Origin of the sequence: Labilibacter marinus (genome assembly GCF_001659685.2) — a bacterium.
GTDB lineage: Bacteria > Bacteroidota > Bacteroidia > Bacteroidales > Marinilabiliaceae > Saccharicrinis > Saccharicrinis marinus.
The window spans coordinates 56497-78752 of the sequence record NZ_LXYE02000016.1 but is presented as its reverse complement, the minus strand read 5'-3'; the positions used below and the strand labels follow the sequence as shown (position 1 = coordinate 78752).

Genomic DNA, 22256 nt, shown 5'->3' with positions numbered 1-22256 from the left:
TACATTTGTTTTAAGTGAATACTATGATATATGCTTAATATCAATGCTATGACATTGTCTTTTATTCTAATATTTATTTAATAATATATCTATTTTTTAGCAAAAAAACAAAAAGCAGATATGCCGTTTTAATATGAACGAATACTTTGTACTTTTGTCCCAATATTTATCTATCATTCCTGCATGTCACAAGCATATTCCATAAAAAATTGTTTCACTTGTTTTAACATCGATATAAGTACAATCGAACTACCTAAAAGGTTTACATATCCTTTTTATTACGAGCCACACCCCTTATGCATTGCGGCAGCAGAACAACTCCAACAACATCTTCTTTCTCAAACAGATTGGGAACACAATTTTGGTATCGATGAATATGTAGAGGGAACAAACATTGGAAAAATGTTTGGTGTATTGGTGGTCAAAAATAATAACAACGAACTTGGATATATTTCGGCCTTTAGTGGTAAAATGGCGGAATCGAATTTACTTCCTGGTTTTGTTCCTCCCATTTACGATTTATTAAACAAGGATGGTTTTTTTAAGATTGAAGAGGATAAAATCAGTGCTATTAATCATCAAATAGAAACCCTATCAAATGCTGAAGACTATCTAAACTGTTTATCTAAAAATAAAGAGGAAGTACAAAATAGTGAAACGGAGCTCAAGGAATTTAGACAGTGGATGAAAAAGGAAAAAGATGCCCGAAAAATTCGTAGAAATTCAGCTCAAAACAAAATGAATGCTCAGGAACTTGAAGCATTTATTGAGGAATTAAAGCAAGAAAGCCTAAAGCATCAATACGATTACAAACAGTTAAAAAAGAGTTGGGTTGACCGACTACATAATAACAAACTAGAGCTAGATATCTTTACCAATAAAATAGAAAGGCTCAAAGAAGAACGTAAAACTCGCTCTGCTGCATTACAGCAAAAACTATTCGACCAATATCAGTTTTTAAACATCCATGGCGAAAGCAAAGGTGTGAGCGAAATATTTGCCAATTCACCCCAAGGAGTTCCAGCAGGAGCAGGTGATTGTGCAGCTCCCAAGCTATTTCAGTTCGCTTTTCAACAAGGAATGACTCCTATAGCCATGGCCGAGTTTTGGTGGGGTCAATCACCTAAATCCGAAATAAGAAAGCATAAAAACTTTTACCCATCCTGTAAAGGAAAGTGCCAACCCATTTTAGGGCATATGCTAAAAGGTATTGAAATGGATGAAAACCCTATTCAATCGCCAAGCATACAAAATGAACTTGAGGTGATTTTTGAAGATGATTACTTGGTGGTCATTAATAAGCCTGCAGAATTCCTATCTGTACCTGGCAAAGAAACAGAAGATTCTGTTCTATATCGTTTACAACAAAAGTATCCTGAAGCTACAGGCCCAATACTGGTGCATCGCTTGGATATGTCTACTTCTGGTTTGTTGTTAGCCGCCAAAACCAAAGACGTACATAAAAACCTTCAACAGCAGTTTTTAGAACGTACTGTGCAAAAAAGGTACGTAGCTGTATTGGATGGAATCATTAAAGAAAACGAAGGTATTATTGACCTACCTTTACGCGTTGATTTAGAAGATAGGCCACGACAATTGGTATGTTACGAATATGGTAAGCCTGCAAAAACTAAGTATAAAGTTGTGGAGCATAAGGATGGTAAAACACGTATTCAGTTTTACCCTATCACCGGAAGGACACATCAATTAAGAGTTCATGCTGCGCATCCTAAAGGACTTAACACAGCTATTCTAGGTGACGATTTGTATGGCGTAAAAGCTAATCGCTTGCATCTTCATGCTGAGTTTCTTGAGTTCACTCATCCTATCACAGATAAAAGAATTAAAGTAAAAGTAGAAGCTAGTTTTTAAGCCTTCGCAAAACGATGAAAAAAAACCGGATAAACTATATTACCCGATTTTGTATATTTTATTTATTAGTTGGAGCTAATACCAAACATACAATAAGTAAACATCTTAACGATTTTTGTTGTTTTTTCATGATAATCAGTCTTAATAGTGAAAATTTAGTAAACTGATTAACAGAACAATCTTGCAATTATTTATTCTTGCAACAATAAAAATCAACAAAACTTAATTATACTCTTTAATTGGTTGAATTAAGGCCTCTTTAGAAACCTCCATTAAAGCGCGAACATCACCTTTATATTTTGAAGTATCAATACTTGGACTAATAGTTATATTAACCCTACCAGGGCGAACATTAAATTTACCTCCACTATAAACCTTGTACGTATCCTTTATAGTAACTGGAAGAATAGGTAATTCAAGTTCTTCGGCCATTTTAAAAGCACCTGTTTTAAACCGTTTTAGAGTATTACTTTCAGTTCTAGTTCCTTCAGGAAAAATAACAACTGATGTACCTTTTACTAATTTTTCTTTGGCCTCTTTAATCGATTCATATGCCGCTTTAGGCGATGAGCGGTCAATAAATATATGCCCTACTAATGCACTAGCTGGACCAATTCCAAAGGCATGCCTTAGCTCTTTTTTCATGATCCATCGAAAGTCAATGCCTAAAAAACCATATAGAGCAAAGATATCGAAAGCACTTTGGTGATTAGCTATAATAACGTAGGACTGTTTTTTATCAATATGCTCTCGACCATATACTTTTACTTGCATAGGAGTAAATAAAGCAACCGTTTTTGCCCACATCACTCCACTTAAACTTCCTGCTTTTGGAGAAATCAATATCGCCAATAAAGCAGCTCCAATGGAAAAGATTATACTCGCCACTGCAAAAACAGGAATAAAAATAATCCACTTATATAGTTGATAAATGAAGTTTCCAATAGGCTTCATACTGCAATAATTTTATGCGTTCTCTAAATCTGATAGTATTTTAATGGCTTCCTGTCTGCTGTTCCCACAAAAATCTAGTTCTGCCTTAAAACCTCCACAAACGGCTGGTCGTTCTGTCTTACCAAACAGCTCACATTTATAATCTTCCGTAAGGTGAGCACAAGGAATGCCTGCTGGTTTTCCTTGGGGCATTTTAGGCATTGCCGATGATATGGAAGGTGCAATACAACATGCCGCACATCCTACTCTACATTCCATTTTTTATTTGCAAAAATAAATTATTCGCGTAAAAACTCCAAAATGACATATTGCTATACAAAGATTTTAAACAAAAGCAATGTTCTATTCTTTAACTAAACAATACTATTTTTACAGCTTAAACAATACTATATATGCAGTTTGAAACACCCTTAGTTCCTGGTAAATTAGTAAAACGATACAAGCGCTTTTTGAGCGACATAGAACTGGAAGATGGTTCGGTGGTGGTTGCCCACTGTACTAATTCAGGAAGCATGAAAACCTGCATTGAGGAAGGAGCTCCGGTATACCTATCTAGAGCTAAAGACCCTAAGCGAAAAACAAAGTTTACCTGGGAGATGATTCAGATAAATGACTCTTGGGTAGGCGTAAATACTGGTTTGCCTAACCAAATAGTTTTTGAAGCCATTAGAGATGGAATAATTCCTGGATTAGATAAATACAAACATGTAAAGAGAGAGGTAAAGTTTGAGGATAGTAGGTTTGATGTTTATGCTGAAAACGAGCAAGAGCAGTGTTTTATTGAAGTAAAAAATGTGACAATGAAGGTGGGAGATGCCGCCCTGTTCCCAGATGCAATTACTACCCGCGGCCAGAAACATCTTAAAACACTGATTGAAGTTAAAAAGTCAGGTCTGAGAGCGGTTATGTTTTATGTTATTCAACGACAAGATATTTCTTACTTTGGCCCAGCTAAAGAAATTGACCCGGCCTATGCCTTAGCGCTAAAAAAAGCTATGGATAATGGCGTAGAGGTGTTCGCCTACATGGCTAAAGTAAGCCCAACTGGAATTGAATTAAGTAATAAATTAGATCTTCAAATGTAAATCATAATCAACTCCGAAAATAGCTTAGGTGTAATGAAAAAATAGAACAATTATAGCCGCAATTCCTGGTAAGCCATTAACACAGTAAAAAAGGCTTAGTTTGAACTGGCCTGCTAGACTCTTTCATATCTATACATTTTGATTGAAAGCACAAGCTAGCAAGCATTTAAAGCTATAGGATTATATAAACACTCATTTTAGGGTACATTTTACTTATCCCCTATTTTCTTAGTATTCACACCCTAATAAAAAAGCCCCTCCTCTATTATACACTTTTCACATCGTACTTTCTACCAATCACCGCAAGGTTATCTTCAATTTTATCTACTGTTTCCATTTGAGATACACAGCACGATAAATTTGGATTTTGAAGTGCCCACATATAAGCTTTAGCAAACTTAGATAGGTCTTCATCTGGAATGGTAGTATTGAGTTTATCCAATCGCCAAGTAGGCTGATCTTGCATCACAAATAAACGTCCTACTTTCATGGCTATTAAACCCAAACCTGCTTCTTTAGCTTTATAAACAGTACTATCTAAAGCAGCATGATTGGCAATATTATAGGCAAACATAGCTAAATCGTAATAGCCCACCTCTACTGCTTTTTGAAGATTAGCAGTTACATCATTATGAAAAGATACGGCTGCATTTTTAACCAATCCTTTTTCTTTAAACTCGGCAAGTATTTCTCTCAGTACTTCATCCTCCAACATCTCGGGCATGGCAACTCCATGCGGACAGTGCAATACATCTACATAATCAGTCTGCAATCTTTGTAAGCCTTCGTTTAACAACTTACGAGCATGTTCCTTCATTTTTGTTTTATGCTCTTTGGTATATCCATATTCTTGCATTATTACATAACGCAAGTAGGTTTTATCAAACTGGTTTTCCTGACCATTGAAAAAGTTCATATGATAGCCTGGTCGCTTCACACAGCGTTCTGCAATCATATCCTGCGCTTTCTTTTGCAAGGCATTCTTTTTATCCTGAGGAAGTCCCTTAAATATATCATTCGCTACTTTTCCGATATAGCCATAATAGCCACTCAACTTAGTAGATACAAACACCTTTTCGCGCACACCTGGTTGACTAATATATTGTCCTACAACCTTCTCTACCTCGCCTTGCGAATAAGCAGAAGCTGTATCAAGATAGTTTATTCCTCTTTCTACAGCAGCTTCCATAATCGGAATATCCTTTGGGTCGTTAAACGGGAATGTACCCAACACAATTTCAGAAACCATTAATCCTGATTTTCCGAGCATGCGATATTGCATATCCGATTGTTTATTCCTCCATTCAGGTGTTGCTACTACAGGAGCTGTGGCTGCTTTGGTGTTATCACAACCCAATAAGGAAGGAGCCAACGATAAACCTAAAGTGGCTGCCGCCGATTTCTGAAAAAATGCTCTACGAGAGTTATTATGCTTGCTCATTGCTTGATTTTTAAGATGAATATAGAACCAGCAATATAACACTTTGCATAACATATGGTTCGGTGCTATGGTGTTAATAGGATGTTAAAAATAAGAGTGAAAAGGTGCAAGCTTAAAGCCACAAAGGGTTCTAAGACTCAAGTTATATTAAAAACAACTACTTTAACATCTGACTGGCTTTATCATAACCCAATTGAATAAGCTCTTCGGCTCTATCAAACTCCAGTGTACCACATGCATTACGCGCTATTTCAATTTCTATATCGGGTGGGTAGGCTGCAATTTTTAAACGAGCAATAGTGCTTTGCATGGTATCAAATGCTTTATCAGCCACATCGTACATGCCCCACTTTTTAATGGTTTCATCCTTACTCTTTTTATCAAAGTTCTGCATAAACTTACGGATACTCTCTTGCAAATTCAGCCCTTCGGTAAGTTCCTGGCTTGTTTTTGATTCTTCAGGTTCTTTAATGAGTGCACCACCTAAGTTAACTGCAATAGTTAAATCGGTATCATCATGAAAAACAGGCGCTATGGGCACAGGGTTCAAGACTCCTCCATCAATTAACACACTGTCTTTATATGGTATAGGAGTAAAAAACAAAGGAAGAGAGACCGATGCCCTAATGGCGTTAAACAAGGAACCTGAATTTATCCATACTTCTTTTTCGGTCACTATATCTGCCGCTACAGCAGTGTACGGGATAGGTAAATCTTCTATTTGAATATCTTCTAAAAGATCAACTAAGGTCTTTATTATCTTATCACCTTTAAAAACTCCTCCACTATTACCCCATGAAAAGTCTAATAGCGTTACAATATCTAATTTAGTAATGGCGCGCATCCATTTTTCTAGCTGATTTAATTTACCAGCAGCATAAACACCACCAATTAAAGAACCTATGGAACATCCCGAAATGGATTTTATCCGGTAGTTGTTTTCTTCTAACCATTTGATAACACCAATATGTGCAAGCCCTCTGGCTCCTCCACTTCCTAATACAAGGGAAACTGTTTTGTTACTGTTTAAGGTCTTTTGTTCCATAACGTATTAAATAATATAGGCTCAATTTAGTGGTTTTACCTTAAGTATTTATATCCAACAATGTAAACTTACGAAATACTTTAAATTATTTTAGAAGGCACTTTATAGGTGCCTTGACTTTAACTCTGTATTTGTTTTACGCAAATTTCAATTTAAAATCTCAGCTGCAACTCCAAATCCATCAGTAACACAAAGCTATCTATGCTTCTTAAAATTTCATAGCACACTTCTTTCGCAGCCTCTTTAACCAACTCAGAATTCCAAATCATTCTATGTGATAACTTAGATACTTTTTCTCCTTATCTGTCATTTTATTGAATTCTCATGTACTTGCATATACCTTAACTTAACAATTAAACACATCCACTTTTCTATTTGATCGAGATTATTATCAACACAAACCCCTCCGCGTCCTACTGTTTTGTTACTAAAATCAATTCATATTGATTATTTTCATCTAATAAAATACAATTGAGATAAAAAGAAAAGAGGATACCCTTAAGCATCCTCTTTTTGACTGTCTTTATAGTTATTTCTCTAACTCAAAGGTTCTTTTAACTGTATTCTGAAATTGTATACTCTCTGGTCTTAAGTTTTCAATTCCTTCGAACGGAACACCGTGTCGTGTTGGTGTGTGAGGGTATAATTCAATCATTTTATCATGACGTTTCTTCATCATATCAAACGGTCCCCACGCCCATAAAAACTGAGCCATCATACCTCTCATTTCTCTTGGATCTTGATATAAGTCATAAAAGTCATTCTTAACTAAACCTGGTCTACCTCCAATCCAAACTCGCTTATATTGTTGTTTAATGGTTGCCGCATGATAAGGACCAGTATATACGTGGTAATAGTCTCTTCTCGACTGCCCATCACCGTATAAAAATACCGCTGTTTGATTAAGTCCATCAATAATTCTATCTCGAGGAATTAAATCCATACCTCCACCTAACTTAGCAAATGTGGTATACAAATCATGACACGCAAACATATCTCCTACAATTGTTCCTGGCTCAATAACACCATCCCATTGAGCAAAGGCTGCTACTTAATACCTCCTTCACGATAATCACCTTTACCTCCATTAAATACCACCTGGTACATCGCACTTGGCACCTCTGTCATTGGACCATTATCAGCCATAGCAACAATCAATGTATTCTCTGAAATTCCTAATTCCCGTAATTCTTCAACAATTTGCCCTATATATTGATCCAACAGTTCTATGTTTTGTGCAAATGGAGTAGCATTGCTAGTGGTCATAGTTTGCCCTCGCTTATTTAAATCGTACACATTAGGCCAATAAGCTAAATAAAATGGGTTATCATCATCCGCTTTTCTGCGAATATAAGATAAGGCATCATCTTGGTGCTCCTTATTGATTTGACGATAATTATCTAATGATGGAGCTAGTGTTTCTCTTGCTTTCTCACCCTTTTTACCTTGTATCTCCATAATGTAGCCTTTCGGTCTCCAGTAATGATCTACTAAATAATCTTTTTCCCATCGCTCTTCATTATACCCAATAGTAAAATTAGCTGCTTCTCCATCCTCATTCCAAAAAATAGGAGGAAACTGATTATACATAGAAAACCTGGCTTCATCAAAACCCTGATTATGCAAATAAGCTTCTTCAATATCACCTTGGTGACCTTTGCCTATAAAACAGGTACTATATCCTACTTCAGATAACACTTCTGCAATGGTAACTTCCTCTTCTGGCAACCCAGCACCCTCAGGTGGAAAAGATACCGTGTGCATACCGCTTCGTACTGCTAAACGACCTGTTAAACAAGCAGCTCGTGTTGGTGTACAAGATGGTTCGGAATACATACGAGTGAAAGTCATTCCTTCATCAGCCATTTGGTTTAAGTGAGGTGTTTTAAATCCCCTGATATAATTAAATTCCTTAATACCCACTTCGCCAAAACTATTATCATCCCACATAATGTGAATGATATTTGGCTTTTTACCATGCTTTTTCTCCAGCGCTTTTAACTGCTTATCGATTTCCTTGTCCTGCTCTGCCCATTGCTCTCCATATTGTTCTTGTAAAAGAACTTGTTCGGCATCGTGAATAATCTCTTGGGCACTTGTTGCTACTTGTACAGCAAAGGCAATAACCAATGCTAAAATTAAATTCATATTTTTCATAACTGCTTGTTTTAATGATTCAACATCCTTTATTTTGTTAATACAAATATGGGCTGAATTACAGTTATTGAATATCCCTCAAAGACAAAGCAATACCCCAAGACGACAAATGATATGAATGATACAAAAGTTAAACGACTTTTAGGCACAAGCCTATGAATAAGAATAGAGAGCTATATATGTTTTGCTTATTTCTCGTACCTCTGTTCATTAAGCATATGGTCGCTTTCAAACTTTAAGGCACTATATATATTAAGTACAATTTCCACTTTTAGAGGACAAACTGGAGTTTTCTAGGTTTCATAGCAATTTGCAAGTTGTAGACTTGAAATTGCTGTAAAAGTCCTAATAATAGATACTATTGAAAGGCACTTTATAAGTGCCTTGACCTTAACTCTGTATTTAATCTATTTAAGTTTTGTATTATATATACAAAGGTATAACCTAATGCTACAGGCACTGCAATCATTGGAGATATCTCATGGCTTATACAGTTGTAAATCACTATTCCAACTAATAAAAAATAAACTATTGAAAAAGCAAATAAGGCTGTTTTAAACAAGCTCTTTTGTTGATTTAATTCGCAAATACTATATCCTTTAAGGTTTTCTGTTCTCAACTTATTTGGCTTTGGGTTATTTTACTTACATAACATGCGTAATAACTTTAATAGTTACAAGTTGAAAACTTGCGGCATATGCGCTAATCTATTTTCCAAAAGACTCTTAATCAATACATTACCGATATAGCAGTAAAAACAGTGCTTGTTAATACCACTCTTATGGTTTTACTTTTCCATATTTCATTACGTACCTCCAGCCTATAATTAACGGTAGCTAAAGTACGTACTATTAACGATAGTGTATGAATTTGAGCAACATTACCTTTTCCTACCATTATAAGTAATATTAAAAACTAATCCTAAATTATTAGACCTTACGTCTTCATTGCCATAATCTCCCATGTCATTCACCACTCCGCAAGTATAATAATAGGCAGCTACACCTAATAACCATTTTCGTGAAACCCACCATTCTTTACCAGCTTTTAATTGAAGACAAGGTCCATTTTTAGTTGTAAAATCAATATCATCTGTTTCATCAATTACGGTAAAACCACCAATGCCAGCAGAAGCAGATAGTAATATATTTATTGGAGTATAATACGTTATTCCTACACCAATCATTCCCTGACTTATGCTATACTTATTATCAGATTTAATATAGTCAATACCGAACTCCTCATTATTGATTTGGGGTCCTACTAACCCTTGCCCTATAAAAGTAGCATGTAATATTACATTATCAACAACAGCACCTCCAACTTTTAAATCAAATATACTCCCCATTCCTTTAAATGTTGTGGTACCAAAAGCCTCTGACGTTGCTTTTATGTTAGTATTACTTGCTCCCAGTCCCATTGATAAATAGAACCCTCTGTGCCTTCTTCCTGTATAACCTTTATGTATTTGAAAACTCTGGCAATAAATTTCACTTAGAAATATTAATAATAGGCTTAGTAAGATTAATTTCTTCATTTTATGGCTTTTATTCTATTAAAAGCACAAAAATACATATTGCTAACCTATAAACAAATTTATGTTACTACATCATCATCATTACTAGTAAATCTGCATATGAATATGATCATCATGCCTAACCGCCCCACATCCTTGAAATCTTAACTTAGGATGCGATAGATTTATACGGGATAATAGATGCCTTTCTACAAATACCTTTTGCACAGCTTTATTCCGTATGATTATATCTAATACCATACGGTTTCCATTGGGTGAGAATTGCAGATTTGTGTTAATTGCGCCTAATGTTAGATATTTAGGAAAGTCGTACTGCCAATAACCCTTCTTTTTACAAAACGCCGTTTGATTAAACTCATTTGGCTCAGGCTTCTCAAATACACCATAGCCAGAAATAGATTTCATCCTATTTTTAACCTCCCCATCCTCATCTTCATATACCAAACAAAAGTCTATCTTTTTACCATCGTTATGACTTAAGTGAGGTAGCAAGGGAAACTTATTGATAAACGGAAAACATGCATCTAGATATTGTAGCTTGATGGACGGAGACGTTTGAGCCAGTTCATCTGAAATATTTTTAAGTGTTTGATTAAGCTTTGGCGTTACATAGTTTCTGTTTAAAAGTATTGTAAGGTACGAACCAGGTTTTACATTAGTAAAACTACCAATTGGTTCCCTCCCCATAACAGAAGCCAACATAGGTACTATGATAAAAGTAGCTACAACATATAAAACAACAAACGAAACCAATTTTCGAAATCTGAATTTTAACCTTGCAGCAACCAAACTTGATACAATAAAAACCACTCCACCAACTTGAGTGAGTATGGTTAATAGTAAAACCGAAAAAGCATATCCCATTACCTTAAGTATTTTCATTAGTTTAATCTTTACTTTTGGCCGCCAAAGCGTTTATCATCCAACTCAATCACTTCTAAGTTCTTAATTTCTCCTTTATCCAAGGTAAACCTTAATGCAGTTCTTACAGCATGAAATCCAGACCTTCCAGCTGCCCCTGGATTCATATGAAGGCAATTTATCTTATCATCGTAAATAACCTTAAGTATATGCGAATGGCCTGTTATAAAAAGCTGAGGCGGATTTTTAAATATCTCTGCTTTTACCTGTGGTGCGTATTTACCCGGATATCCACCAATGTGAGTCATCCAAACATCTACCCCATCGCATTCAAAGCGCAAATGTTCCTTTAAGTCGGCTCTAATCAGGGCATCATCTATATTCCCAAAGACTGCCCGCGTAGGTTTTAAATCTCGCATGGCATCTAACACCTTTAAATCGCCAATATCGCCAGCATGCCATATCTCGTCACAATCAGCAAATAAGCTTTCAAATTTAGGGTCGAAAAAAGAGTGAGTATCAGATAAAAGACCAATGCGTGTCATATTGTAAAGTTTTATTTTGCCCGAAAATAGACTATTTTTAGACAACATATAAAAGAGAGTTGATAAAAACAGCCTATTAAATCAGGCTAAACATCATTTATCGTTATACTTACTACTTTATACTTTACTTATAATGAAAAAACTAATATTAGCCCGTCACGCCAAAACAGAACAGTTATACGATTTCGATAAATCTGATTTCGATAGGAAACTTCTTCCGCGTGGTTATAAAGATTCTGAGATTATTGCGGAACAGTTAAAAAACAAAGGTATTCGTCCGGAATTGTTTATTACAAGCAAAGCCAAACGCGCTCAGCAAACCACCAAGCTATTTGCTGAATACCTAGAATACCCTGAAGATAAAATACTAAAGGAACAGTTTATATACGACGGTTATACTACCACACAAATGCTCAGTTATTTAGCCAGTGTTGGAGAAGATTATGATACTATTATTGTGTTTGGTCATAACCCCGATATTGCCAGCCTAACGGTTAACCTAATTACCGAAGAACTTTGGCACTTCCCTACTAGCTGCACTACCGTAATTAATTTTGCTGCGGATACCTGGAAAGAAATTGAGGCCAGAAGTGGAAAAGTAGAGTTATATATTTACCCGAAAATGTTTAAGGATTAGAATAAGGGTATAAGATGTAAAGGTACAATGCTGTAAGGTGTAAGGTTTAAGGGCACCAAGGTTAAACGGTGTAATTTTGAGTATCTGATTAATTGATAATTTGAGTAGTTGACTATCTTAAAATACTCAATTACTCAAAACTTACCTTTACACCATTAAACCTCTGAACCTTTTAACCATATTACCTTTATAGCTAATTAATCACTCCTGATCCAATCAATTCATCCTCTACGTACCACGAAGCAAACTGTCCTGCTGCAACTCCCCTTTGAGGTTCGTCGAACACCACGTACATTCCTTCTTTACGGCGATGAATAACGCCATTTTGCAGTGGTTGGCGATAACGAATACGAATACTTAATCTACGACTTTCGCCAACTTCCATGGCTAAATCAGGACGAACCCAATGCAATTCATCCGCATTCACTTTTATTACTTGACGGAATAAACCTGGGTTTTGTTTACCCATACCAACATAAATCTGATTGTAATTGATGTTGGTACCAATAATGAACAAAGGTTCTGGAAACCCTCCAATATTCAATCCCTTACGCTGGCCCACGGTATAAAAATGTGCACCTCCATGCTCTCCTACCTTTTTTCCGAATTTAGGATGAAACATATATGGCTGAGATAATTCCTCCAACACCTCATCCGTTGGAATATCAAAAGCTTGCTTCCAATCTCTTTGATAAAGCTCACAATCCTTATCTATCAAAAATACCTTACCTTTTTTAGACTCCAATTTTTGTTGCAAGAACACAGGCAAATCAACCTTACCTACAAAGCATATACCTTGTGAATCCTTTTTATGTGCCGTCACTAAATTAAGCTCATTGGCTATTCTTCGAACCTCTGGCTTAACAATATCACCCACCGGGAACAATGCTTTTGAAAGCTGTTCCTGCGAAAGCTGGCAAAGGAAATAACTCTGATCTTTATTATTATCGCTTCCCGCAAGCAAACGATGGTATTCTTTACCATCCTTCATAATTGTTTCCTTACGACAGTAATGACCGGTAGCTACATAGTCCGCCCCCAACTTAAAACATTTATCCAAGAAAACGTCGAATTTAATTTCGCGATTACAAAGCACATCAGGATTTGGCGTACGTCCTTTCTCGTATTCGGCAAACATATAATCTACCACGCGCGCTCGATATTGCTCACTTAAATCTACAAAATGAAAAGGTATATCTAACTTTTTTGCCACAGCCATTGCATCAAACCTATCCTCTAACCAAGGACAGTCCGAATCCAATACCCCAGTTGTGTCGTGCCAGTTTTTCATGAACAGACCTATCACTTCATACCCCTGTTCTTTTAAAACATAAGCCGCAACACTTGAATCAACTCCACCAGATAAACCTATGACAACTTTTTTCTTTTGCATTTTTATTCCTTTTCCTTACAAAAATTTAGCGCACAAAGATATATTAATTCTGTCATATAATAATGGCTCGTTTGTTTTTAGTCCTTCATCTGATTAAGAAGACACATATGAATGCCACTGTTTACTACGGATAATGAGCTTTTACATTTTTCTACTTATTTATTATTCCCAATTCTTAAACTTTTATACACCTGAACACGTACTACTTGCAGTTCTCTATTTTATTCATCAAGGTAATTTTTAAGAATCATGAAAACAACCATACTTACAGTAATTGCAATTACTTTCTCTTTATTATCATCTGCTCAAAACACCTGGACAGCCAGAGATTCTGCCACTGTTAAGAAATTTGAACGTAGTATTGAATTAGCTAAAGTCAAGGTTGATAAAGCTCAAGTAAAAGTTGATTATGCCGATTCGCTAATACAAATAGGTACAGAGCAATTAAACGAGGCAAAAACGTTGGCCAAACAACTTAAAGCTGAAACCAAGACTCTTGACAAACAACATGCTACGGATCGTAAACCTTTTGTAAAAATATCTAAATCAAAGGATAGAGACGAAGCTGCGGAAGCTAAAGCAGAACTAAAGCAAATTGACACAAAATACAAGGCAAATGCTAAGGTACTTTCTAACAAAACTAAAGCAAACGATAAGATATTAAGTACGGGTAAACGAAATTTAGATAAGGGAAAAGGTTATGCAGGAGGTTATAAAAGTTCGTTAAAAGAAGCACAGGCTAACCTAGCTTATTATAAGGAAGAATTGGAATATACGATTGAGGATTTGAATTACGTGGAAGAACCTAAAAAGGAAAAGAAGAAGAAAAAGTAGTTCTGAAAAATATTACAAAACAAAAAAGGGAGCCGTACAAGCTCCCTTTTTTAATATATCTTTTATGCAGATTATGCATTAATCATCATCGGCATTAATAACATCAATTCATCTTCTGGACCTTCGTTATCAACTGGCAAGAAGATACCTGCTCTCGCTGGATCAGCTAACTCCATTACTACATCTTCCGAAGAAATATTATCCAATAATTCAGCTAAGAAAGCCGACTTAAAACCAATTTCAATTGGCTCTCCATCATACTGACAACTTAGCTTTTCGTACGCTGAAATAGAGAAATCAATATCTTGAGCCGATACCATTAAATCGTCACCATCAATAGATAACTTTACCAAGTTACTAGCTTGGTTAGAGAATAATGAAACTCTACCTAATGAGTTAACCACCTCTTGACGGTTAATAATAATTTTATTTGGATTATCCTGAGGAATAACAGCGTTATAACTTGGGTAATTTCCTTCCACTAAACGACAAACCAACTGGTGGTTTTCCATTTGGAAGAAAGCATTTTTATCGTCAAACTCAATAGAGATATCACCATCTTCTTTTACCAACACATTCTTTAAAAACGAAGCTGGTTTTTTAGGTAAGATAAACGACGACGTAAACTCAGTAGTAGCATCGGTACGTTGGTAACGTACTAACTTATGAGAATCACTAGCCACAAAAGTCAAGTTCTCAGGCGACATTTCAATTAAAATACCATTCATTACCGGACGAAGCTCGTCATCTGCCGTAGCAAATAATGTTTTATTAATTCCTGAAAGAGCTAACGAAGCTGGCACTTGTAGACGAGAAGCTTTATCGGCATCAATCGATGGGATTTCAGGAAACTCATCTCCATCTAAACCTATTACGCTAAACTTACCTTTATCGGTAATGATATCCACTTTTTTGGTATCCATTGCAATATCAAAAGTGATAGGTTGCTCTGGAAATTTCTTTAACGTTTCAAGTAAAATTTTAGCTGGCAAAGCAATGGTTCCATCACCCTCAATATTATCAAGAGCCATAGACGTAACCATGGTTGATTCTAAATCTGATGCTGTAATGGTTAATTTCCCTTCGCCTAACTCAAATAAAATATTCTCCAAAATTGGAATAGTACTTTTATTACTAACAACACGACTTACCGCCTGTAAGTGATAAAGAAGCTCAGAACTTGAAACTACAAATTTCATATTGAATAATTTAACTTTAAGTGTTCTTTACTACGCCTTTTACCTCCTAGCAATGAACAGTTTAAAAACTTACTTTTTAATTTATTTAGTGAACGTAATAATAAACTAATTCTTTGATTTAACCAAAATTAAGCCAAAGTACTTATTAGCTTTTATGAACACTCTTCAAATATATTAAAAATAAGCGTTCGAGGAGATAAATATTCAGTAAAAAAGAGCAGCTATTTCACTATGTTTTAAACTATAACAGATTATTTAGATAGGAAAAAATCGGCTTGTTTTAATATTGGGCTCATCTTTACATATGATACTTTGCCCCATACTTCTGTATTGAGAATATGAACTACCAAATGGTTTTTATCCACTTCGTTATTATTGTTTAGCAATTGATAAAAGGAAGCTCCTGATTTTCTGGCATTGGTATCCATTAATTCAACACTACACAACAGTTTTCCCGCAAGTTGCTTATATTTTTCATTTTTAATGTCCATATGAACATTGGCAAACTCGTAGCTATAATACTTTAGCTTATTTTCATCGGCATTGGCTGTTTCATTCGATTTATCTCGATAAAAATAAAAACCACCTTTTGTGTTAGACGAAATTGTAAAGTTCTTCATTTCATCTTGCCAATCAAGCTCAATCTTTTTAATAATACTGGCCTGAACCGAGAATATAGACTTGCTTTGCCAAAAAGATGACTCGCCTGAAATCATTTCACTTAAGTCAACTGAACCAACTAACTGTACCAGGTATTTATGATTCGGCTTATAAGCAAAGTTACCCTTTAAACCTTTAGGGTTTTGTATCAGGAAAAGCTCAAACATTTCTTTACCTTCGGAACTACATGATATATGAATACCTTCTCCTATTGCTTCACTTATTCCCTCTTGACCTTTAGGTCCAGTAATTGGGCTACTCACAGCTAGTGTTTCTAAAAAAGAAAGTAGGTTTTGAACTCTTGCTTGAGAAACTTGATTAAAATCCTTTAAAGTCCATTGCCTATCGATTCGCCTTAACTCTACTTCTCCACCTTCCTTAATAATACTTATTTCATCTACTAGCTCAACATCCTCAAGGGCAATATCAAACTCATCTTCAATGGTACTTTTAGATTGTGTAAAATAATAAATTGCCCCAGCCCCAATAATGGCTAATAATATGATTAGGTACTTTTTAGTGTTCATATGGAAGTTATATTATAAACATCAACTCCTGTAAGTCTATGACTATATTTAGTTTAAACTACTCTAGATAATCCTCTGCTGCAATTACAATTTTAGTAATATAACTACCATGCTTGTCACTATATTGATAAGCCATTGTAACCTTATTTTTCCTAAACTCTTCTAGGTCTGGATTAGTTTTTACGTTATTTAGAATTACCCCTTGCATATACTCTTCGAACACTCCTAAATCAACAGAATCCTTATGCATATTTACTATAGTATAGTTATACTGAAAAACCTTTTCTGGTAAAGTAACTGCATTATCTAATCTTGTCTCCTTATCTACCATTACCGGGCAAGTCTCATTTAATTCACTTGCCGCTTTCATCATTGCTTTATCAAATGAGGGAGTTTTAAATACAAGTTGTTGAACTGCCACAGCAATTATAACACCCAAAATTATCCCAATGTTTTTACCCAACCCTTTCTTACTTTTCTCCATAGTTTAGTCTTATTTGTTAATGATTAATTTATCTCGATTTAAAAGAACAATATTTTCTTTTTACTTCGTATACCTATATTTTCTATAAAAGGAAACTGCCACACCCAAAATAAGAACCAACAATAATGGAATAATCATATTAATCATCTTCCAAAAGAATGACTCATCAGCTACTTTGTTTTTATCAAGCAGTCGCAATGTGTAACTCCTAGCTCTTAAATCCATCCAGCCATCATCATCACATAAATAGTTAACTGCATTTAAGATAAAATCCTTATTGCCAAAATTCTGCTTGGTTAGTTCATCGTAACCCAATGGCAATATTTTAGGATTGGTATTTTTAAATCGAACCTTGTTTTTTATCAAATCCCCATCAGCAACCACAATCATTTTTGTAGGCACACTTTCTGTTTTAATTTCAGTGGGCTTTGGCGAGATATTTTCCGGCACCATTCTATTCTCAAAAACAGAGCTAAATACCCCTTCCTGAATTAGAGAAACTGGCATAAACGATTGCGTAAAAGTATTGCGATCTGGTTTTTCATTGACAAAACCTAATGAAACAAATACAGGGACTTGGTTTGCTTTAGCATATCTAGAAGTTCGTAAAAGAACGGTACGCTGAACATTTAACTGACTATTAACGGTATCAATAGAGCTCACAAATTCCCCTTGCACCACATTCATATTTCGCGAAATAGGATGGTTAGGCTGAGGTATTAACAAAGGACTGTACAACCATGGTGCAGGCACTATTTTCGGCTGTCCATTTCCAGCTGAAACGGTAACCGGAATCATAGCAGCTTGAATATCTTGTATTAAAACAGGATTGATACGCACCCCATATTTAAACAATTGATCCTCGATATTTAAATCGGTCATTAAACCAACTGTTTCTCGCGATTTACGCAAGCTATCCAGAGTTACATTTACTGCATCTACCAACCACATTACGCTTCCACCATTCATCATATATTGGTCAATAACAAACTTATCACTTTCTGAAAATTTTGCTTGTGGCTTAGCAATAATGATGGCCTTATAAGGATCCAGAATAGCGGGATCATTACCAATTACCCCTCTATCCACCTGATAATATTGCGAAAGGTGCTCCGTAATATCCATGACATCATAATCGTCCAACTCCCCATGCCCTTCGATAAAAGCAATCTTTGGTTTGTCCTGCATAATAGCCTTACGAAAAGCATCTGTAAATTTAAATTCTAAACTTTCAATCGACTTATTTAAGTTTTCAGCCCCAGAAAAACCTTTGATATTTTCGAGTAGATTAATAGGTAAGCTATTGCCATCAAAATGAAGAACCGCGTATGGATAAACATATGAAGTTGTATTCCGTCCATCTTCAGAAGATTCAAAGATTGGCGTTGGACTCAAACCAAAATCGCTTAACTCTTTTAATTTAGCTTGTTTCTCCTTTTTAGTTCCTTCGCTTGGGTCAATAAAACTAAATTCAATGTTTCTACCTCCGTATACCCTAAACTCATTGAGTAGTTCTAACGAAGCTTTTGATAGCTTTGAAAATCCTACATTTAATTCTCCATCTAAATAAACCTTTACGTAGATTGGATTTTGTAAATCGCTTAAAAGCTCTTTGGTATTATCCGATAAGGAATAACGTTTTTCACTGGTTAAATCTAAACGAAAAAACCACGAACCCGCTAGCATATTTACCACTACAATACCCACCAATAAAATGAGTAATTGCCATATATTTTTTGATTTTATATTTCGAGACATTTTCTTTTAGTTATTAGATATTAAAGCTTAGTTATTAAAAATATGCGCTTTACTCCTCGCACAAACTTTCAACTTTAGACTTTTAACTCTTACTTACCACTTCCTGCTACTTAACACGGTACGAGTTAAATATATAAACAGCGTAATAACACTCAGGAAGTATAGTAAATCTCTTGAATCTATTACACCTCTACTCATGGATTGATAATGCTCATCTATACCCAAATAAACAATAACAGACTGGGCACCACTACCTGACATAACCTGTGATAAAGCTTCAAAGCCATAGTAGAATATAAAACTCAGTACTACTGCTAAAACAAAGGATACAATTTGATTATCGGTAAGCGATGAACAAAATACGCCAATAGCCACGTAAATACCTGCTAAAAAAAACAAGCCAATAAATGAACCCCATGTACCTCCAAAATCGATATTTCCCACAGGATTTCCCAATTGAACTATCGAATAGAAATAAATTAAAGTCGGCAGTAAACTGATGACCACCAAAGTAAGTCCGGCTAAGTATTTAGCCAAAACTATATGAATTTCGGTTAAAGGGCGAGTATATAATAACTCAATAGTTCCACTCTTTTTTTCATCAGCCAATAGGCGCATGGTAACCGCAGGAACTAAAAATAGATACAGCCAAGGAGCCAAATAAAACAAGGAATCCAAAGACGAATAACCGCCGAATAGGATGTTCATTTCTCCAGGTATTACCCATAAAAACAAACCTGTTAAAACCAAAAATACGCCCACTACTAAATACCCCGTTAGTGAGCTAAAAAATGATGCAATTTCTTTACGATATAAACTCCACATACTATAGTATCAGTAAGCAGTAAACAGTAGGCAGTAGGTTAACTGCACACTGCATACTGCAGTTGTTATCTTTTAATTCAATAATGCTTCAACCATTAATTTAGCTGCACGTGCACTCGTACCTGGCTCTCCCATGATTTTATGCAACTCGTTATAATTATTAAATATGTTTATTCTGTAATCCTGATTGGTCAGTAAGTTGTTTAATTCTGCTTTTAAAACATCAAAATACAATTGATCCTGAACCACTTCTTTAACCCCTTCTTTACCCAATATTAAATTGACTAAAGAAATATGCTTTACTTTAAGAACAAACTTTTGTAAGAATCGATAAAAAGGCTTGCCTCCCCACATCTTATAACAGACAATCTGTGGGCAATCCAACAACGCTGTTTCAAGTGTAGCAGTTCCTGAGGTAACCAAGGCTCCTTGCGCTTGTTGAAGTAATTCGTAGGTCTGATTAAAAATGATCTTAATATCCTTACCTTCTACAAAAGGTTGATAACTGGCTTCCGTGAATGAAGGAGCTCCAGCAATGATAAACTGATAACCCGGAAATTCATCCACCATCTTTAGCATTTCTGGCAAAACATAGTTTAACTCCTGACCACGAGACCCGGCTAGCAAAGCAACAATTGGTCTGTTATCCAATTTATTTCTTTCTTTAAAAACAGTTATATCTTCGTTTTTATTATTTCGGTTATCAATGGCATCCAACACAGGATTACCCACATAATCAATAGACACACCGTATTCTTGATAAAACTTATTTTCAAAAGGCAGGATGGTAAACATCTTATCTACATAAGCTTTAATTTTTTTAACTCTACCCGTATTCCACGCCCAAATTTTAGGCGAAATATAATAGAATACTTTAATGCCATTCTTTTTAGCAAATTCTGCCATTCGCAAATTAAAACCTGGATAATCCACCAAAATTAATACATCTGGCTTGTAATATAACAAGTCGCTTTTGCACAGTTTAAAGTTCGCTTTTATTTTGCCTAGGTTAGCCACCACCTCTTTAATTCCCATAAAAGCCGTTTCAGAATAATGTCGAACTAAATCGCCCCCCACTGCTTTCATTAGATCTCCTCCCCAAAATCTGAATTCGCAGTTTGCGTCTTCTTCCTTTAGCGATTTCATTAGGTTGGATGCATGCAAATCGCCCGAAGGCTCACCTGCAATAATATAGTATTTCAATGTTTAATGCTTTAAATAGTAAATCGTAATATAATAACCACAATGGCGTAAAGCAGTGTTGCAGTAACAATTCCGCGAGCGGCCAATAATCGCTCCATTTTTATGGCCATCAAGAAAAATAACAAATTAGGGATAACACTAATGCTCAAAAGTTTAGTAAACCCTTGAATTTGAATCATACCATTTACAAATTCCATGAGGGTTAGCGTATCTCCAAACCTAAAATAGAAAATAAGATAGGTTGTAATAAGTGGTAATATTAAACCAATTAACAAACCAATATATAGCTTATTGCATTTACAATTCATAGTTTTTATTTTCTTTTAAAGATATATAATCAGTGGCATCAGTTATACACGGCACCACCGTTGCATATTTTTTTTCTAAATAATACTCATCTGTATCCGCAGCTTCAGGCTCCATATTTTTAAAATGACCTGTAAGCCAGTAATACTTTCTCCCTCTGGGATCTACACGTTCGGCAAACTCTTCTATCCACTTACCTTCTCCTTGTCGGCAATATTTAATACCTTTTATATCATCTCCATCAGGAATATTTACGTTTAGATAAGTCCCTTTGCTAATGCCATTTTTTAATACATCCTTAAAAACAGCTTTCACCACTTTTTTACTGCTCGTAAAATCAGCATCCGAGTCATAACTCAACAAAGAAAAACCAACCGAAGGTATTCCATTTAAACATCCCTCGCGAGCTGCGCCCATCGTACCAGAATAATGGACACTAGTAGAACTATTAGAACCATGGTTAATTCCCGAAACAATATAATCTGGTTGCCTATCTAAAATAGTATGAAGCGACAGCTTAACGCAATCTACAGGCGTACCGTTGGTTACAAAATACTGTACCCTATCAGTACTACCTTTATCTTTAATATATAACGGATCTTTTACGGTTATAGCATGCGACATGCCCGAAAAAGATTCATGAGCAGAAACGACCACTATATTTCCAAACTCCTTCATAGCTTCTACCAAACAGGCTATTCCTTTAGCATAAATTCCGTCGTCGTTGGTAATTAAAATCAATGGTTTGTTAGTCACGATTGTTGTGTTTTTATTATGAGCATTCAAATATACAATACATACACTTATATATAAAGTAGTGCGTCGTCTTTAATCGCAGCATTTTAATTTTATTGTTAAAATTAGGACGACTTTCTCATTCGGCATCATTTATTTAAGCACTTTATTATTTCTTACTTTAATTATCATACATAT

23 protein-coding genes are annotated in these 22256 nt (G+C 35.4%); 4 read left to right on the top strand and 19 right to left on the bottom strand.

Going from position 1 to position 22256, the window contains the following annotated elements; translation table 11 throughout:
- The first annotated feature begins 183 nt into the window (after positions 1–183).
- Complete coding sequence (locus A8L32_RS23710; protein ID WP_066629511.1) at positions 184–1872, top strand: pseudouridine synthase; 1689 nt, start codon at positions 184–186, stop codon at positions 1870–1872.
- 222 nt (positions 1873–2094) lie between these two features.
- On the opposite strand, the gene A8L32_RS07090 is transcribed toward A8L32_RS23710, so the two are convergent.
- Positions 2095–2826: a lysophospholipid acyltransferase family protein gene (locus A8L32_RS07090; protein WP_066629509.1), complete on the bottom strand. Its 732-nt coding sequence runs from the start codon at positions 2824–2826 to the stop codon at positions 2095–2097.
- 12 nt (positions 2827–2838) lie between these two features.
- The gene (locus tag A8L32_RS07085; RefSeq protein WP_066629507.1) at positions 2839–3084 is read right to left on the bottom strand and encodes a YkgJ family cysteine cluster protein; all 246 of its coding nucleotides are present in this window, start codon (positions 3082–3084) and stop codon (positions 2839–2841) included.
- 134 nt (positions 3085–3218) lie between these two features.
- Between A8L32_RS07085 and sfsA the strand changes: the two genes are divergently transcribed.
- Complete coding sequence (gene sfsA, locus A8L32_RS07080; protein ID WP_066629506.1) at positions 3219–3911, top strand: DNA/RNA nuclease SfsA; 693 nt, start codon at positions 3219–3221, stop codon at positions 3909–3911.
- 265 nt (positions 3912–4176) lie between these two features.
- Here the strand turns inward: sfsA and A8L32_RS07075 are convergent, their stop codons facing one another.
- From A8L32_RS07075 to A8L32_RS07050, 8 genes are all read right to left on the bottom strand, one after another.
- Positions 4177–5352 (bottom strand): aldo/keto reductase, encoded by a 1176-nt coding sequence (locus A8L32_RS07075; protein WP_066629505.1) that lies wholly within the window; start codon positions 5350–5352, stop codon positions 4177–4179.
- Positions 5353–5509: 157 nt separating this feature from the next.
- Positions 5510–6397: a patatin-like phospholipase family protein gene (locus A8L32_RS07070; protein ID WP_066629504.1), complete on the bottom strand. Its 888-nt coding sequence runs from the start codon at positions 6395–6397 to the stop codon at positions 5510–5512.
- A gap of 529 nt (positions 6398–6926) precedes the next feature.
- Positions 6927–7391 carry an alkaline phosphatase family protein gene (locus A8L32_RS23620; protein WP_198931737.1) on the bottom strand — a complete coding sequence of 155 codons (465 nt, stop codon included), beginning with the start codon at positions 7389–7391 and terminating at the stop codon, positions 6927–6929.
- Between the two features lie 53 nt (positions 7392–7444).
- Positions 7445–8554: a sulfatase-like hydrolase/transferase gene (locus tag A8L32_RS07065; protein ID WP_198931736.1), complete on the bottom strand. Its 1110-nt coding sequence runs from the start codon at positions 8552–8554 to the stop codon at positions 7445–7447.
- A gap of 729 nt (positions 8555–9283) precedes the next feature.
- Complete coding sequence (locus A8L32_RS23505) at positions 9284–9451, bottom strand: hypothetical protein (protein WP_158027208.1); 168 nt, start codon at positions 9449–9451, stop codon at positions 9284–9286.
- Positions 9435–10091: a hypothetical protein gene (locus A8L32_RS07060; RefSeq protein ID WP_075590236.1), complete on the bottom strand. Its 657-nt coding sequence runs from the start codon at positions 10089–10091 to the stop codon at positions 9435–9437. The genes A8L32_RS23505 and A8L32_RS07060 overlap by 17 nt, the downstream gene beginning before the upstream one ends.
- A gap of 84 nt (positions 10092–10175) precedes the next feature.
- Complete coding sequence (locus tag A8L32_RS07055; protein ID WP_066629500.1) at positions 10176–10973, bottom strand: hypothetical protein; 798 nt, start codon at positions 10971–10973, stop codon at positions 10176–10178.
- An 11-nt stretch (positions 10974–10984) separates the two neighbouring features.
- Positions 10985–11497 (bottom strand): metallophosphoesterase family protein, encoded by a 513-nt coding sequence (locus tag A8L32_RS07050; protein ID WP_066629498.1) that lies wholly within the window; start codon positions 11495–11497, stop codon positions 10985–10987.
- Between the two features lie 133 nt (positions 11498–11630).
- Here A8L32_RS07050 and A8L32_RS07045 point away from each other — a divergent pair, with 133 nt between their 5' ends.
- Positions 11631–12134: a SixA phosphatase family protein gene (locus A8L32_RS07045; RefSeq protein WP_066629496.1), complete on the top strand. Its 504-nt coding sequence runs from the start codon at positions 11631–11633 to the stop codon at positions 12132–12134.
- A 193-nt stretch (positions 12135–12327) separates the two neighbouring features.
- Here A8L32_RS07045 and mnmA read toward each other — a convergent pair whose 3' ends face one another.
- Positions 12328–13527 carry a tRNA 2-thiouridine(34) synthase MnmA gene (gene mnmA / locus A8L32_RS07040; protein WP_066629493.1) on the bottom strand — a complete coding sequence of 400 codons (1200 nt, stop codon included), beginning with the start codon at positions 13525–13527 and terminating at the stop codon, positions 12328–12330.
- A gap of 249 nt (positions 13528–13776) precedes the next feature.
- Between mnmA and A8L32_RS07035 the strand changes: the two genes are divergently transcribed.
- Positions 13777–14361 carry a hypothetical protein gene (locus A8L32_RS07035; RefSeq protein WP_066629490.1) on the top strand — a complete coding sequence of 195 codons (585 nt, stop codon included), beginning with the start codon at positions 13777–13779 and terminating at the stop codon, positions 14359–14361.
- Positions 14362–14432: 71 nt separating this feature from the next.
- Here the strand turns inward: A8L32_RS07035 and dnaN are convergent, their stop codons facing one another.
- The 8 genes from dnaN to surE form a co-directional block, all read right to left on the bottom strand.
- The gene (gene dnaN, locus A8L32_RS07030) at positions 14433–15560 is read right to left on the bottom strand and encodes a DNA polymerase III subunit beta (protein ID WP_066629487.1); all 1128 of its coding nucleotides are present in this window, start codon (positions 15558–15560) and stop codon (positions 14433–14435) included.
- Between the two features lie 251 nt (positions 15561–15811).
- Positions 15812–16747 carry a hypothetical protein gene (locus tag A8L32_RS07025; protein ID WP_066629484.1) on the bottom strand — a complete coding sequence of 312 codons (936 nt, stop codon included), beginning with the start codon at positions 16745–16747 and terminating at the stop codon, positions 15812–15814.
- A 58-nt stretch (positions 16748–16805) separates the two neighbouring features.
- Positions 16806–17231, bottom strand: coding sequence for a hypothetical protein (locus A8L32_RS07020; protein WP_066629481.1), 426 nt, complete (start codon positions 17229–17231; stop codon positions 16806–16808).
- 60 nt (positions 17232–17291) lie between these two features.
- Positions 17292–18989 (bottom strand): gliding motility-associated ABC transporter substrate-binding protein GldG, encoded by a 1698-nt coding sequence (gene gldG / locus A8L32_RS07015; protein WP_066629478.1) that lies wholly within the window; start codon positions 18987–18989, stop codon positions 17292–17294.
- A 93-nt stretch (positions 18990–19082) separates the two neighbouring features.
- Positions 19083–19814: a gliding motility-associated ABC transporter permease subunit GldF gene (gene gldF, locus A8L32_RS07010; RefSeq protein ID WP_066629475.1), complete on the bottom strand. Its 732-nt coding sequence runs from the start codon at positions 19812–19814 to the stop codon at positions 19083–19085.
- 72 nt (positions 19815–19886) lie between these two features.
- Positions 19887–21017 (bottom strand): lipid-A-disaccharide synthase, encoded by a 1131-nt coding sequence (lpxB, locus tag A8L32_RS07005; RefSeq protein ID WP_066629472.1) that lies wholly within the window; start codon positions 21015–21017, stop codon positions 19887–19889.
- 11 nt (positions 21018–21028) lie between these two features.
- The gene (locus tag A8L32_RS07000) at positions 21029–21325 is read right to left on the bottom strand and encodes a hypothetical protein (RefSeq protein WP_066629470.1); all 297 of its coding nucleotides are present in this window, start codon (positions 21323–21325) and stop codon (positions 21029–21031) included.
- Positions 21315–22079 (bottom strand): 5'/3'-nucleotidase SurE, encoded by a 765-nt coding sequence (gene surE, locus A8L32_RS06995; RefSeq protein WP_066629468.1) that lies wholly within the window; start codon positions 22077–22079, stop codon positions 21315–21317. Before surE ends, A8L32_RS07000 begins: the two co-directional genes overlap by 11 nt.
- Positions 22080–22256: the final 177 nt, after the last annotated feature.

Bases quoted from the DNA above. Each gene is read 5' to 3' on its own strand.
- A8L32_RS23710 (WP_066629511.1), top strand. From the start codon at position 184: ATGTCACAAGCATATTCCATAAAAAATTGTTTCACTTGTTTTAACATC.
- A8L32_RS07090 (WP_066629509.1), bottom strand. From the start codon at position 2,826: ATGAAGCCTATTGGAAACTTCATTTATCAACTATATAAGTGGATTATT.
- A8L32_RS07085 (WP_066629507.1), bottom strand. From the start codon at position 3,084: ATGGAATGTAGAGTAGGATGTGCGGCATGTTGTATTGCACCTTCCATA.
- sfsA (WP_066629506.1), top strand. From the start codon at position 3,219: ATGCAGTTTGAAACACCCTTAGTTCCTGGTAAATTAGTAAAACGATAC.
- A8L32_RS07075 (WP_066629505.1), bottom strand. From the start codon at position 5,352: ATGAGCAAGCATAATAACTCTCGTAGAGCATTTTTTCAGAAATCGGCG.
- A8L32_RS07070 (WP_066629504.1), bottom strand. From the start codon at position 6,397: ATGGAACAAAAGACCTTAAACAGTAACAAAACAGTTTCCCTTGTATTA.
- A8L32_RS23620 (WP_198931737.1), bottom strand. From the start codon at position 7,391: ATGTTTGCGTGTCATGATTTGTATACCACATTTGCTAAGTTAGGTGGA.
- A8L32_RS07065 (WP_198931736.1), bottom strand. From the start codon at position 8,554: ATGAAAAATATGAATTTAATTTTAGCATTGGTTATTGCCTTTGCTGTA.
- A8L32_RS23505 (WP_158027208.1), bottom strand. From the start codon at position 9,451: ATGGTAGGAAAAGGTAATGTTGCTCAAATTCATACACTATCGTTAATA.
- A8L32_RS07060 (WP_075590236.1), bottom strand. From the start codon at position 10,091: ATGAAGAAATTAATCTTACTAAGCCTATTATTAATATTTCTAAGTGAA.
- A8L32_RS07055 (WP_066629500.1), bottom strand. From the start codon at position 10,973: ATGAAAATACTTAAGGTAATGGGATATGCTTTTTCGGTTTTACTATTA.
- A8L32_RS07050 (WP_066629498.1), bottom strand. From the start codon at position 11,497: ATGACACGCATTGGTCTTTTATCTGATACTCACTCTTTTTTCGACCCT.
- A8L32_RS07045 (WP_066629496.1), top strand. From the start codon at position 11,631: ATGAAAAAACTAATATTAGCCCGTCACGCCAAAACAGAACAGTTATAC.
- mnmA (WP_066629493.1), bottom strand. From the start codon at position 13,527: ATGCAAAAGAAAAAAGTTGTCATAGGTTTATCTGGTGGAGTTGATTCA.
- A8L32_RS07035 (WP_066629490.1), top strand. From the start codon at position 13,777: ATGAAAACAACCATACTTACAGTAATTGCAATTACTTTCTCTTTATTA.
- dnaN (WP_066629487.1), bottom strand. From the start codon at position 15,560: ATGAAATTTGTAGTTTCAAGTTCTGAGCTTCTTTATCACTTACAGGCG.
- A8L32_RS07025 (WP_066629484.1), bottom strand. From the start codon at position 16,747: ATGAACACTAAAAAGTACCTAATCATATTATTAGCCATTATTGGGGCT.
- A8L32_RS07020 (WP_066629481.1), bottom strand. From the start codon at position 17,231: ATGGAGAAAAGTAAGAAAGGGTTGGGTAAAAACATTGGGATAATTTTG.
- gldG (WP_066629478.1), bottom strand. From the start codon at position 18,989: ATGTCTCGAAATATAAAATCAAAAAATATATGGCAATTACTCATTTTA.
- gldF (WP_066629475.1), bottom strand. From the start codon at position 19,814: ATGTGGAGTTTATATCGTAAAGAAATTGCATCATTTTTTAGCTCACTA.
- A8L32_RS07000 (WP_066629470.1), bottom strand. From the start codon at position 21,325: ATGAATTGTAAATGCAATAAGCTATATATTGGTTTGTTAATTGGTTTA.